Source organism: Hymenobacter sp. PAMC 26628 (assembly GCF_001562275.1).
GTDB lineage: Bacteria > Bacteroidota > Bacteroidia > Cytophagales > Hymenobacteraceae > Hymenobacter.
In genome coordinates this window covers 3594143-3607953 of the sequence record NZ_CP014304.1, presented here as the reverse complement: position 1 = coordinate 3607953, position 13811 = coordinate 3594143, and the positions used below count along the sequence as shown (strand labels likewise).

At 61.7% G+C, this 13811-nt stretch carries 11 protein-coding genes; all 11 read right to left on the bottom strand.

The features are described 5' to 3' along the window. Positions 1 to 23 precede the first annotated feature (23 nt). On the bottom strand, positions 24 to 1367 hold the full coding sequence (locus AXW84_RS15725) for a gluconate:H+ symporter (RefSeq protein ID WP_068235227.1): 1344 nt from the start codon (positions 1365 to 1367) through the stop codon (positions 24 to 26). Between the two features lie 281 nt (positions 1368 to 1648). Next, positions 1649 to 3190, bottom strand: coding sequence for a GNAT family N-acetyltransferase (locus AXW84_RS15720; RefSeq protein ID WP_442905613.1), 1542 nt, complete (start codon positions 3188 to 3190; stop codon positions 1649 to 1651). Positions 3191 to 3536: 346 nt separating this feature from the next. Further along, entirely contained in the window at positions 3537 to 4478 is a 942-nt protein-coding gene (locus AXW84_RS15715; RefSeq protein ID WP_068235224.1) for a phosphatase PAP2 family protein, read from the bottom strand. Between the two features lie 81 nt (positions 4479 to 4559). Then, entirely contained in the window at positions 4560 to 5852 is a 1293-nt protein-coding gene (locus AXW84_RS15710; protein ID WP_068235222.1) for a DUF4833 domain-containing protein, read from the bottom strand. Positions 5853 to 5864: 12 nt separating this feature from the next. After that, a complete protein-coding gene (locus AXW84_RS15705) occupies positions 5865 to 8429 on the bottom strand; it encodes a DUF5686 and carboxypeptidase-like regulatory domain-containing protein (protein WP_068235220.1) in 2565 nt (854 codons plus the stop codon). Further along, positions 8426 to 8809, bottom strand: coding sequence for a GtrA family protein (locus AXW84_RS15700; protein ID WP_071891419.1), 384 nt, complete (start codon positions 8807 to 8809; stop codon positions 8426 to 8428). The genes AXW84_RS15705 and AXW84_RS15700 overlap by 4 nt, the downstream gene beginning before the upstream one ends. Before the next feature lie 5 nt (positions 8810 to 8814). Then, positions 8815 to 9264, bottom strand: a complete 450-nt coding sequence (locus AXW84_RS15695; protein ID WP_068235212.1) for a phosphatidylglycerophosphatase A family protein — start codon at positions 9262 to 9264, stop codon at positions 8815 to 8817. 200 nt (positions 9265 to 9464) lie between these two features. Beyond that, entirely contained in the window at positions 9465 to 10784 is a 1320-nt protein-coding gene (locus AXW84_RS15690; protein ID WP_068235208.1) for an inositol-3-phosphate synthase, read from the bottom strand. Between the two features lie 90 nt (positions 10785 to 10874). After that, positions 10875 to 11384 (bottom strand): hypothetical protein, encoded by a 510-nt coding sequence (locus AXW84_RS15685; protein ID WP_068235205.1) that lies wholly within the window; start codon positions 11382 to 11384, stop codon positions 10875 to 10877. Between the two features lie 316 nt (positions 11385 to 11700). Beyond that, positions 11701 to 12369, bottom strand: coding sequence for a CoA transferase subunit B (locus AXW84_RS15680; protein WP_068235203.1), 669 nt, complete (start codon positions 12367 to 12369; stop codon positions 11701 to 11703). A gap of 128 nt (positions 12370 to 12497) precedes the next feature. Beyond that, positions 12498 to 13793, bottom strand: a complete 1296-nt coding sequence (locus tag AXW84_RS15675) for a serine hydrolase domain-containing protein (RefSeq protein ID WP_068235201.1) — start codon at positions 13791 to 13793, stop codon at positions 12498 to 12500. Positions 13794 to 13811: the final 18 nt, after the last annotated feature.

Sequence of the window (13811 nt, the reverse complement as noted above, 5' to 3'; positions counted from 1 at the left end):
CGGGGCCCCCAGCTGGCCGCTGGCTAGTGGTGGGCCAGCCCGGGCGCCACCAGCGGCAGGGCCCAGTTCAGGAGCAGCACGCCGGCCAGGCCCACCACCGACACGATGGTTTCCATGGCCGTCCACGAGCGCAGCGTGTCTTTCACCGAGAGGTTGAAGTACTCCTTGAACAGCCAGAAACCGCCGTCGTTGAAGTGCGAGAGCAGCAGGCTGCCCGCCCCGATGGCCAGCACCATCAGGTTGGGGTCGGCGTGCGACTGGGCCATGGTGGGCAGCATCATGCCCGCGGCGGTGAGGCCGGCGATGGTGGCCGAGCCCAGGCTGACGCGGATGACGGCCGCAATGAGCCAGCCCAGCAGCAGCGGCGGCAGGCCGGTGCCCTGCAGGCCGGCGGCAATTTCGGTGCTCGCGCCACTCGCCACCAGCACTTGCTTCAGGGCCCCGGCCCCGCCGATGATGAGCAAAATCATGGCAATGTCCTTCACCGCGCTGCCGTAGGCGTCCATGATGGTGGGCATGGTTTTGCCCCGGGCCAGGCCCAGCGTGCACGTGGCCACGCACACCGACAGCAGCAAAATGATGGTGGGCTCGGAGAGGAAGGCCAGCGCGGGGCCCCACGCGCTGCCCACCGGCAGCACCAGCCGCAGCCCGGCCGCGCCCAGTAGCAGCAGCACCGGCAGCAGCGACGACACGAAGCTGTTGACGCGGCCCGGCAAAGCGCTTTCGGGCAGGCTCTCGGCCACGAAGCCCGCTAGTGGCCGCGACACGATGCCCCGGAGCGTGCGCGAATATAGGGGCCCCGCCAGGACGATGGCCGGCACCGCCACCAGCAGCCCGTACACGAAGGTGAGGCCCATGTTGGCGTGGAACTGCGCCACCAGCGCCGTGGGCGCGGGGTGCGGCGGCAGGAAGCCGTGCATCACCGAGAGCGAGGCCAGCATGGGCAGGCCCACGTACACGGCGGGCAGCTTGTACTTGTACACCACCGAAAAAATCAGCGGCACCATCAGCACGAACCCGACATTATAAAAGAGCGGGATGCCGATGATGAAGCCCGCCACCATCAGCGTCCACTGGACATTGTTGGTGCCAAAGGCCCGGATCATCACGGCCGCAATTTGCTGGGCGGCGCCGCTGTCGGCCACCAGTTTGCCCAGCATGGCTCCCAGCACAATGATGACCACCACCGAGCCCAGCGTTTCGCCCAGCCCCTGGTACATGGCGGCCAGCAGCCGGTCGGCCGGCAGGCCCAGGGCAAAGCCCACGGGCAGCGTCACGAGCAAAAACGCCAGGAATGCATTCACTTTGCCCCAGTTGATGAGGACCACCAGGCCCAGCACGGCCAGCAAAATCACGAGCAAGGTCATACGGGCAGAAGGGGCGAGAGCGGGAAAAACCGCTGGGGCCCCGGGGCCCCCAGCAGCGGCGGGGGGTGAAGGTAGGAGCCGGCGGGCTTGTTGCGCAGATTCTGCCCACTGCGCACATTGGGGCCCCATTGCATACCAAGGCCGTCATGCTGAGCGCAGCCGAAGCATCTCTCCCGCAGCAGTAAATGATTACTTACGCAGTAGAGATGCTTCGACAAGCTCAGCATGACGGCCTTAAATGGGGCTGCCTTTAACTTACCGTGGGCTGGGGCCCCGGGGGCCTAGCCCGCGGATACGGCCCGGCGGCGGCTGGTTTTGGGGGCCCGCTCCTCGCCCTGGGCCAGCAGCTCTTCGTCGCGCTCAGCCGTTTTTTTGGCCCAGCTCACCGAGAACAGGTCCTTGCGGCGGTCGCGCAGGTTGCGCACGGCGCCGCTGGTGTTCAGGTCCTTGAGCAGGTCCAGGTCGAGGTCGGCGATGAGGGTCATCTCCGTGTTCGGAGTAGCCTCGGCCACGATGGCGTCGTGCGGAAAGGCGAAGTCGGAGGGGCTGAACACGGCCGACTGCGAGTACTGGATGTCCATGTTCTCGACGCGCGGCAGGTTGCCCACCGAGCCAGTGATGGCCACGTAGCACTCGTTTTCGATGGCCCGGGCCTGGGCGCAGATGCGTACGCGCTGGTAGGCGTTCTTGGTGTCGGTCCAGAAGGGCACGAACAGGATTTTCATCCCTTCCTCGGCCAGCAGGCGGCTCAGCTCAGGGAACTCCACGTCGTAGCAGACAAGGATGCCGATTTTGCCAAAATCCGTGTCGAAGCACTTGAGCTTGTCGCCGCCGCGCATGCCCCAGTAGCTGGCCTCGTCGGGCGTCACGTGCAGCTTGTACTGCTCGTCCACGGTGCCGTCGCGGCGGCACAAGTAGCTCACGTTGTAGAGCTTGCCGTCTTCGTACACCGGCATCGAGCCGGCAATCACGTTGATGTTGTGGCTCACGGCCAGCTCCATCATCCGCACCTTGATGGGCTCGGTGAAGGCCGCCATGCCGCGGATGGCCGCCGCCGCCGATTCCTCGTTGGTCAGGGCCATCATCGGGGCGTTGAAAAACTCCGGAAACAGCACACAGTCGGCCTTGTAGCCGCTCACCGTGTCCACAAAAAACTCAATTTGCTGGTAAAAATCCTCCAAGCTCTTGGTGGCGCGCATCTGCCATTGCACGATGCCGATGCGCACGTTGGACTTCGTGTTGCCGATGAGCTTGTCGAAATCCTCGTCGTAGTACACGTTGATCCACTCCAGCAGCGTGGCGTAGGCCTTGCTTTCGGAGTCGTAGGGTAAGTAGCCTCGGATGATTTTGCGGACGTAGAAGTCGTTGCTCAGCTGGAAGGTGAGGATGGGGTCCTTGATTTCCATGTTGCGCACCATCTCCACGTACTTGGCGGGCGTCATCTCGTTGGCGTAGGCGGCGTAGCCGGGAATGCGGCCCCCTGCTACCATGGCGCGCAGGTTCAGGTTCTCGCACAGCTCCTTGCGGGCGTCGTAGAGGCGGCGGCCCAGGCGCAGGTTGCGGTACTCAGGGTCCACAAACACGTCTACGCCGTAGAGCGTGTCGCCCTCCTCGTCGTGGGTGTCGAACTTGCCGTTGCCGGTAATTTGGGCGTAGGTGTGCTTGTCGCCGAACTTGCTGTAGTCCACGATGATGGCCAGCGCGGCCGCAATCAGCGTGCCGTTGTCCTCGATGCCAATCTGGCCCTCCGGAAACTTGCGCAGCAGCGCGGCGAACTCATCCGCCGCCCAGGCGCCCTCCATGCCGGAATATACCTTGTCCATGATGACCTTGATGGCCTTGAAGTCGGAGCGGCGGAGCTGGCGGAGCACCAGCTTGTGGGCCGGGATGGCGGTAGGCGTCAGGCGCTCGTCGAGCACGGGCTTGCCAATTTTCTTGTGGTGGGTGCCGCCGGGCGTGGCTTTGCCGTTGGAAATAACAGCCATAAAAATCAACTAGAAAGGTGCGTGAGCGGGCCCCGAAAACCGGGTGGCCGGGGCCCTCAAAAAGATTCGTAAATAAAAGCCGGAACGAAGCCAGCCGCCTGCTTTAACGCAGACCGGCGCCGCAAGGTGCAATGCCTGGGGGGCATTTGCGGGCCACGCGCCGGCCGGTGGGGCCCCAGCGGCCCTACGCCGCCGGCGCCGTAGCCCGCATAAACGCGGCCAAAAAGCGGTTGAACACCGCACTTTTGGCCAGCAGCAGCCGCAGCAGGCCAATGCCCACCAGAGCCGTGGAAATACCGGCCAGCACGTCCAGCACGTAGTGGTGGCTGGTGTAAACCGCGGCAAACCAGATGCCCAGCATGATGGTGAGGAAAACCAGGTTGAAAGCGCCCGACCGGTTCTTTACCGCATAAAACAGCACGATGACCGGGTAGGCGGAGTGCAGCGAGGGCATGGCCGCGAAAACGTTGGCGTTCTTGGCGTAGATGGACTTGAAAATGCTCACCCCAAAAAAGCTGTCGAACCGGGCTAGGCCGGCCGTGCTGCCCATCGCCAGCGGCTGAAACGACAGGCCGTGCTGCTGCACGTACCAAGGCGGCGCGGCCGGGTGCAAGTAGTAGAGCACGAAGCCCAAGAGGTTGACCAGTAGGAAGGTCAGAGAAAATTCAAAGAACAGCCGGCGGTTGCGGAAGAACAGGTAGGCGGCAAAGCTCAGCGGAATGGGTACCCAACACAGGTAAAAAATGCCGCACAGCACATCCAAAAACGCGGTGTGGTGGAGCAGCCAGAACTCGTTGGGCGTGAGCAACTGGCCATGGTAGCCGATGCCGAAAAGCGCCTTTTCGGTGTGGTAGAGGTGCGCCACGTCCACGGCCCGGAAGGTGTAGTTGGGGAAGGCCCGCAGGTAATCGTAGAGCACCCAGAACACGACGAAGATGGAAAACCCGGTGATGAACCGGCGCGTGGTGGCCGAGAGGAAGTAGCAGGCGTTGCACAGCCCCACCAGCACCAGCTGCTCGGGCCGGAAGCCAATCAAAAAGTACGAAAGCAGCAGGTACGCCAGCGACAGCGCCGGCACGAGTAGGGCCCCCGGGCGGCGCGCCGGCCCTGGTGAAAATTGGAGCATAAAGGTAAAAAGTGCGAACTGCTGGGTGCCCCACAGGTCCCTCAGCGGGACGGGAGGCGGCGCTAATAACCCAAATGGCTTCTAAACGTCGACGCGGGCCACGGTGGCCTCGCGGGTGGCCGCGTTCCAACCCTTGAATTCGATGTATTTGACGTTGGGCACCCAGAAAGTGCCGCCCTCGATGTGCAGGTACACGCGCGTCAGGGCAATTTGCTTGTTGGCCACAACTGTAAACACGTGGTAGGCGTTGTCCACGCTGGACTTCATCAGGTAAAATGGCACTTTGTCGTAGGCGGCAAACTTCAGCTCGAACTTATTGGGCCCCATGCGCTTGGCGCTGAGGCCGTAGGCAAATCTGCGCTGGATGAAGTTCAGGTCTTTGCGCTTGCCGTCCTCGGTGTAGCGAATCCAAAAGACGTTAATGGGCTCGTCCTCGTCGAGCTGGCCCGCATTGTTCACATTGAGCTGGTAGATGACGGTGTTGGTGTTGGGCTCGCGCTGCAAGTAGAACAGCTGGTTGGCCACGCCGCTGGGCGTCGGAAACGCCATGCGCGGCTCCTGGGGCCCCGCCAGCGACGGGTTGCCAAGGAACAGCCCCACGACCAGTATTGCGGCCGCGGCTGGCGCGGCCACCTTTTTGGCGGGCGCGGCCTGGGGCCCAGCCGGGGCAGCCCGCAGCTCAAACGCTCTTTTGGCTTGCAGCAGCCGCGACACGGCGGTGATGTTGGACAGCACCGCCAGCACGGCAAGCGGGAAGGTGAGGATGGACATGGTTTCGAAGACGTGGAACGGCACACCGGGCACGAACAGCTTGTAGTCGCCGCCCAAGAACGCCGAGGCCAGGCCGCAGGCCAACGCGCTGACGCCCATAAGCACGACCCGCTCGGGCCGCTGCATCAGGCCGCCCTTGCACTCCACGCCCAGGCCCTCGGCCCGGGCCCGCGTGTAGCTCACCATCATGGAGCCGATGAGGGCGATGAAGGTGAAGAGCGACCCCAGCAGGTAGTGGTGCGCCACCAAATAGTAACAAATGCCGAGGAAGGTAAACAGCTCGCTGTAGCGGTCCAGCACCGAGTCGAACATGGCGCCGTACTCGCTTTTCATGTTGCCCAGCCGCGCCACTTGGCCATCAAGCATGTCGAACAGGCCGGCGAACAGAATCAGGGCCCCGCCCCAGCCCACGTAGCGCAGGTCGCCCCGGTTGCCCTCCTCGGCGCCAATGATGAACACCACGGCCACGCCCACGTTCAAGATTAAGCCCGTTAGGGTCACGCCGTTGGGCGTAAAGCCGATTTTGATGAGCAGGCGTACAAATGGGTTGATGACAGTATAAATTCCGGTTTGCAGGGCGGTGCGGAGGGCATCGAAGGTCATGCGGTCGGGGGGTTAAAAGTCGAGCTTGAAGCGGCCCCGCAGGCCCCACTCCGATACGTTCGGGTTGGTGAGGTAGGTGAGGCGCTTCACGATGTCGAGCCGGAACAGCTTAAAAATATTGGCCACCCCCACGCTGGCCTCCACGTAGGGCTGCCGGCCGAGGGCGAAGGCGGTGGGCTGCCCCTGCGCATCGCGCAAAAACTGGTAGAGCGCGGGGTGCAGCGACGGGTTGTTTTCCTCGCGGATGCCGCCGTACAGCAGCTTCAACGAAGCAGTTTCGCGCAGCTTAAGGGTCTTGATGAGGGGTAATTTATTGAAAAAGAACCCGTTGAAATTGTGGTCGATGAACAAGCTGGCGTAGTGGTCACTCGAAAACTCCAGAAAATTCATCAAATTATACGAATTCAACTGGTACGAGTACGTCTGGTTGGCCCGGTGCACGTCGAGCAGCGGAAACGGCACCTGCCCAAACACGTAGCCGCCCTCCAGCGTCACGTCGGAGTGGCCCAGCTGCGAGAGGTAAAAGCGCTTGGTGGCGTTAACGGCCAGGTTTTGGTAGGTGTATTCGCCCCCAAAAAAGCCCTTGATGCCCGTGGCCAGCCGCACCGTGAACACGGGGTAGGGCCCAATGATGGAAAAGCGGTAGAGCTTGCCCTGGTAAAAAGTTTCCTTGGGGGCCCAGCGCAGGAGCACCGACAGCTCCGTGGTGGACAGGGTGGTGACGGAGTTGGCCTGGTCGCCCACGACGTTGCGGAAGTAGAGGCTGCCGGCCGGCGACTGCTGCAATTTCCTAAACCCCAGGGCGTAAGAAAAATGGTTGCGGAACTCATGGACGTAATCGAGCCGGTACACGTCGTTGTAGAGGTACCGGTCGTTGATGCCGCGCTTGAAGGAGAGCAAGAAGTTGTCTTCCTGCACAAACTCCAGCTCCTGCCCCGGAATGCGGGTGTCGCGCTGGAAGCTGGCCCGGACGAAATTCTGCGGGAAAGTGTAGATGGACTTGCCGTTGAGCGCGTACGTGGAGCTTAAAAAGTACTTCCACTTCTCGTCCTTGAAGCCGTAGGCCGAGTAGGTTTCAAAGTAGATGCGCTTGCTGAATTCGGGGGTGCTGCGGCCGCCCACCCGCAGCCGGAAGCCCTCCACGGGGTTGAAGCTGTAGAACGTGTTGGAGGGCCCCACCTCGAACGGCCCGAACGATTTGTAGCCCGAAAACAGGAAGGTGAACAGCGTGAGCGTGCGCTGGAACGACTTGATGGTCTGAAGGGTATCGACGTTTGTGTAAATGGCCTTTTCTATTTGCGTCAAGCTGTCGGGCCGGTTCAGCTGCCAGAAGTTGGGGTTGCGCTGGGCGAGGCTGTCCAGGGCCCCGCGCGCGGGGCCCTCGTACACGCCCGCGGGGCCCGGCTGGTTCACCCGGTACTTGTCGAACGACACGGTGCGCTCGCCGTAAAAGCCGGAGCCTTTATCCGACAGGCCGAAATCGATGCCCAAAAAACTCTTGCTCAAGTGGTAGCGCTTGTCGGGGTTTTCGGCAAACTGGAGGTTGGCGTTCAGACTTTTGACGAAGTTCAGGTTGATGCGCTTGTCCACCGACAGGTTGGCCTGCTGCACGGCGTAGTTGCCATCGAGCGTCACGTAGAGCTTGCCCGCAAAGAGCATGTCGCCCTTGTTGCGCGGGAAAAAGCTCAGCTCCACCAGCTGCGGCACGTGCTGCCGCAGCGTGTCGGAAATGTAGAACTGGTAGAACGTGGGCGCGTTGTTGGCGATGGGACTCAGGAGCTGGTTGCCGAGCAGCGCCACGTTGTTGGCGTAGATGTCGATGTCCTGGTACATCCGATTGAAATAGGTGCTGAGGCCCTCATTGTCAATAAAATGCTTGTCAAACTCCACCTGCTTGTTGCCCAGCGCGATGGACTTCCGCGCCTCGGGGTCCTTGCGGTAATACTCCCGGGCGAGCTTTTCCTCGATGTAAATGGGCAGGATGTTGACCCCGCCCGCCGCCAGCGAGTCCTGCTTTTTGAACAGGAATTGGTAATTGCGGAAAATCTTCCGGTCTTTGAATTTATCGGATAAGTTGCTGAACGAGAAGGTCATCTTCTCGTATTTCTCGTACTCGACGTAGTTGTAGCTTTCGGGGCGGTTCTGCTCCTTGTGCTCGATAACCTGGCGGATGAGCGCCACGGCCGGGTTGTCCTTGTTCTTGTAGCGGGGCCCCTTCGAGCCCGTCACCACCACCTCGTTGAGCAATGCCGCGTTGGTGGCCAGCTGCACGTTGATGTCCTGCGCCTGGCCGGCCACGAAGGTCTTGACCACCGTACGGTAGCCCAAATACGTGAAGGCCACCGACGTGTACTGGGCCGGTACTTGTAGTGTGAAGCGCCCGTCCGCGTCGGTGTTGGTGCCAATGGCGGCCTGCGGCACCGACACGCTGACGAAGGGAAGCTTTTCCTTGGTTTTGGCGTCGGTCACCACGCCCCGTAGCATGGTCTGGGCCCGGGCCCCGGCCGGGGCCCCCAGCAACAGCACCAGCCAGCAGAGCACGGCCAAGCCGCAGGGCTGGCTAAACAAACGTTTCATGGTTTTTTAAAGACGAAATGCAGCTGCAAAAAGTAGTTGAAGCCCACGCCGACGAGCAGGGACACCACCACTTTACTATACACATAGTTGACGTGCAGCAGCTGGGTAAACAGATAAACCCCCGCGGCGTTCAACAGCATACTGCCCAGCCACACCACAAAATACCGCACGCCCTGGGCGGGCACCCCCTGCTGCGGGGCCCTAAAAACGTAGTGCCGGCCCAGGTAGAAGTTGGTGGCGCCCCCGGCCGCGTTGCCCAGCACGGTGGCCAGCAGGTACCAGCTGTGCAGCCCCTCCACCAGGCCGATGGTTACCAAAAAGTCGACGGCCGTACTGGCCGCCGATGCCGCCTGTGCCTTGAGTAGTGTCGGGTAGCGCACGGCCTCTATACGTAGCCGAGTTGCACGGCGGTTTGCAGCAGCAAGCTGGTGTAGAGGCCCGCCAGTACATCGTCCATCATCACGCCCACGCCGCCCGGTAGCTGCTCCATCTTTCTGATAAACAACGGTTTAACGATGTCAAAAAACCGAAACAACACCAGCCCCAGCAGTAGCCGGGGCCCCGTGATGGGCACCAGCAACATGCTCATCCACATGCCCGCTACCTCGTCGATAACGACGCGGTAACTGTCTTTGCCCCAGTGGGCTTCGACGCAGTGAGCGGCCAGCGTGCCCACGGCCAGCAGGCCCGCCGTAAGCAGGCCCGCCGGCCAAAGCCGCACTGTGGGGCCCCCAGCGCGGGCCAGGTACAGCACGAGGCAGGTGGCGGCGGCGGCCACCGTGCCCCCGCCTTTCACGTACCCAATGCCCAGGACGGAGGCAACTAATTTAAGCACGTACGCAGTAATTGTTCAAGGGTAAACGGGCGGTTGCCGGTTGCTTGGTTATTGGGTTTTTTGTAGAGGTGTTGGGCCGTCATGCTGAGCGTAGCCGAAGCATCTCTACCGCACACTAAATCAATCGTTCAACTAAACGATAGAGATGCTTCGGCTACGCTCAGCATGACGTTCTGATTTCAATAACTAGCAACCGACAACTAAGCCTGGGGGCCGTCCTGGTACGCCTCCTCGCTGGCAGCGGCTACGGGCTCTTCGCCCATCAGCAGGCGCAGGGTGTTGTGAAGCATCACGAGCTGCTTGAAAATGTCATGTTCGGGCCGGATGTTGGGCTCAGCTTGCGGCGACTTCAGGTAGAACGAAAGCCACTCCTGAATGCCCGACCAGCCGGCGCGCTTAGCCAAATCCATGAACAGGGCCAAGTCAAGCACCAGCGGCGCAGCCAAAATGGAGTCGCGGCAGAGGAAGTTGATTTTGATCTGCATCGGGTAGCCCATCCACCCGAAGATGTCGATGTTGTCCCAGCTTTCCTTGTTGTCGCCGGCCGGCGGGTAGTAGTTGATGCGCACCTTGTGGTACATATCGCCGTACAGCTCGGGGTTTTCCTCGGGGTGAAACACGCTGTCGAGCACGCTTAGCTTTGAAACTTCCTTGGTGCGGAAGTTGTCCGGGTCGTCGAGCACCAGGCCGTCGCGGTTGCCCAGGATGTTGGTCGAGAACCAGCCCTTCACGCCCAGCGAGCGGGCGCTGAGGCCGGGGGCCACGATGGTCTTCATCAGGGTTTGCCCCGTTTTGAAGTCTTTGCCGGCCACGGGCGTGCCGGTGGTGGCGGCCAGCTCCAGCAGGGCGGGCACGTCCACGGTCAGGTTGGGGGCCCCGTTCACGAACGGCACGCCTTCCTTGAGGGCGGCGTAGGCGTAAATCATGCTCGGGGCAATGTTGGACGCGTTGGTACGCAGGCCTTCTTCGAAGGCGTCCAGGGTGCGGTGCGTTTCGGTGGGCTCGTGGTAAATCTCCGTCGAGCCGCACCACACCATCACCAGCCGGCTGCACCCGCGCTCGGCCTTGAAGTTGCGGATGTCAGCAATCACCTGCTCGGCCAGGTCGAGCTTGGTGGTGTAGGTTTTGATGTGCGTGCCATCGAGATTCTTGACATAATGAAGGTCGAAGGCTGCCTTCATCGGCTTGATGGCCTCCATCTCGGCCCGTACGCCCTTCAGGGTTTTATAATCCAGCACGCCGGCGTTCAAGGCCGCTTCGTACACGTTGTCCTCGTACACGTCCCAGCCGCCAAACTCGATGTCGTCGAGGGCGGTAAGGGGGGCAAAGTCTTTGATTTTGGGGTTGCCGGTCGACGTGCGGATTTTGCCCATCTGCGTGAGCGAGCCGATGGGCTGCGCGGCGCCTTTGCGCACGGCCAGCACGCCGGCGATGAGGGTAGTGGCCACGGCGCCCATGCCGGGCAGTAGGATGCCTAATTTGCCTTCGGCGGGGGCCGGCAGCCCTTGCTGGTTGTTCATTGGAAAAAGGTATGCGATGGGGATCGGGGATAAGAAGCGGCGGAGGGGCCCAGTTGAGTGCAGCTAGATTTGGGTAAATTCAGGAGCCCTTCATTCGTACGGGAAAGGTATAACAAGGAGCGGGCAGAAAGTTATGGCCCGAGGGCAGCGCCCCGGCCGCTCGCCCAAAGGGCCGGCAAAGGTCGGTGACGAACGGGGAAGTGATATGTTTTGAATGCAGGCCGCGTACGGGTGCGAAGCCGATACCTGGTCCTGCAAAATGTCTTTGGCGATGGTGGGCCGCAGCGCGGGCGGCAGGCCCCGCTCGGGGTACTTCTGGAGGGTGCGCACCACCCACTGCTGCCCGGTGGCGTCCTGCAGGCGCAGCGACTTGGTTTGCAAACCGCCGCCGCGCTCCAGGATTTTCAGGCCGCCTTTTTCGGTGGACAGGTGAAACACCCGCATCTTCACTGGGGCCGCCCACTGCCGCCGGTAGCTCTCGCCCAGCAGCCAGCGGTGGACGGCCGTTACATCGTTGTAAGTAGGCTCGATGGCCACCGTAATGCTGTCGGGCCGTGCGGGCGCTTGCGCAAAAGCCCTGCTGGAAAGCCCAACAAGCATCGCGGCTAATATAGATTTCCTGAAAAATAAACGATTGTTAATCAATGGAATAAACGCAGGATGTTAGCCATATTGGGTGTTGATAAATAAAAGTTGACCACTCGGAATGCAATGTCTGTCCCTAGTGCCCCTTCAATTTATGGCCAGCTACCTAGCCAACCAAGAAAAAGTGATGCGGTTAAAGTGGAAAGGCTATAAACAATATAGATATTATATTTTATATATAAACTTCCTCGACAAACCCACCGTTTGGACACGTTGCGTGCTGCGCCGCGGTGCGAGAAACAACCTGTGCTGAGGCCCTGCGCTCCGTTCTTTAGGGCAGCATCATTTCCGGTACGTCCTCGTCGGAGCCGGGCACCACCAGCTTGCCGGCAGTAGCCGCCCGAATCTGGGCCACGCTTACGCCCGGGGCCCGCTCGCGCAACACGAAGCCGTCGGGCGTCACGTCGAGTACGGCTAACTCGGTCACGATTTTCTTCACGCAGCGCAGGCCGGTGAGGGGCAACGTGCAGGCCGACAGCAGCTTGCTGGAGCCGTCGCGGGCCACGTGCTGCATGGCCACGATGATGTTTTTGGCCGAGGCCACCAGGTCCATGGCGCCGCCCATGCCCTTCACCATTTTGCCGGGTATTTTCCAGTTGGCAATGTCGCCGCTTTCGCTCACCTCCATGGCCCCCAGAATGGTCAGGTCCACGTGCTCGCCGCGGATCATGCCGAACGAGTCGGCCGACGAAAACAGGCTGGAGCCCGGCAGCGTGGTCACCGTCTGCTTGCCGGCGTTGATGAGGTCAGGGTCCACTTCGGCCTCGGTGGGGAAGGGCCCCATGCCGAGGAGCCCGTTCTCGGATTGCAGCTCGACGCTGATGCCAGCCGGGATGTAGTTGGCCACCAGCGTCGGAATGCCGATGCCAAGGTTGACGTAGGAGCCGTCTTTTACTTCCTGCGCAATGCGCCGGGCGATGCCGTGTTTGTCGAGTGCCATTGGAATCAAATCGTTGGTGTGTAGTTCTGCTGAGCGCAGCCGAAGCAACTCTCCCGCTGCCTATATCATTAATTACTGCCGTAGGAGAAATACTTCGGCTGCGCTCAACAGGACGGTCTTTCGGGGCCCTACTGCGGGGCGTGGCGCTTGAGAATGGCCTCGTACACCAGTCGTTTGAACTTGGCCGAGAAGTCGGCGGCCGTGGTGTTGGGCCACTTTTGGGTGTAGAGCAGGGCCACGATTTTTTCCTTGGGGTCGACCCAGTACGTAGTGCCGAAAATGCCGCCCCACTCGTACGACCCCTCGGTGAGGCCGCTTTGGGCCGCGCCCGCGGCCGTGACGATGCTAAAGCCGAGGCCGAATTTGTTGCCGCCCTGGCTCACGGCACCCATCTGGTTCTGGGTCATCAGGGCCACGGTTTCGGGCTTGAGGAGCCGGCGGCCGCGGTACTCACCGCCGTTCAGCAGCATTTGGAGGAATACGGCATAGTCGTCGACGGTGCTCGATAGGCCCCCACCGCCCGAAAAGTACGTGCCCGCGGCCTTGGGGTAATCGGCCCGCAGGCCCCCAAGCTTCACCAATGGCACGGTGTTTTTAGCCTCATCCTCGGTGTAAAGTGTGACCAAGCGCGGCTGCAATGCGGCGGGCAGGTAGAAGTAGGTGTCGCGCATGCCCAGGGGCTCAAAAATGCGGGCGCGCAGGTACTGGTCGAGCGGCTGGCCCGAAAGCACTTCAATTAGCCGGCCCAGCACGTCGATACTCAGGCCGTAGGTGAATTTTTCGCCCGGCTGGTGCATCAGCGGCAGGGGCCCCAGCGCGTCGATGGCCGCGGCCAGCGTGCCGGTCGGCGTGCCCACCCCGCTGGGAATGTGCGCCTTGGCGTAAATAGCCCGCGCTTCCTTGTTGCCGATGACCGGGTAGCCGATGCCCGAGGTGTGCGTGAACAGCTGGCGAATGGTGATTTCGCTGCGCGCCGGCACGGTGGTGTAGGTCGAATCCTTTTCGTTGAACGTCGCCAGTACCTTGGGGTGGGCGAAAGCCGGCAGGTACTTCGAAATCGGGTCGTCGAGCTTAAACCGGCCCTGGTCAAACAGCAGCAGGGCCCCCGCGCTGGTAATGGCCTTGGTTTGCGAGGCGATGCGCACGATGGCTTCGGACGAGAGCGGCGTGCGCGCGGCTACGTCGTTCAAGCCAAACGCCTGGCGGTAAATGATTTTGCCGTCGCGGGCAATGAAGCCGATGGCCCCCGGCTCGCGCCCCGCAGCCGTGTACTCCCGCAGCAGCTGGTCGATGCGCTCCAGGCCAGCGGCGCTCATGCCCACGGTGGCGGGCGCGGCGACTTGCAGCACGGGCGTGCGGCTGGGTTGGGCCAGGGCCCCCAGGCTACCCAGGGCCAGTAGCAGCGGGAGAAGCAGTTTTTTCATAGTGACGGGGGGAGGGGT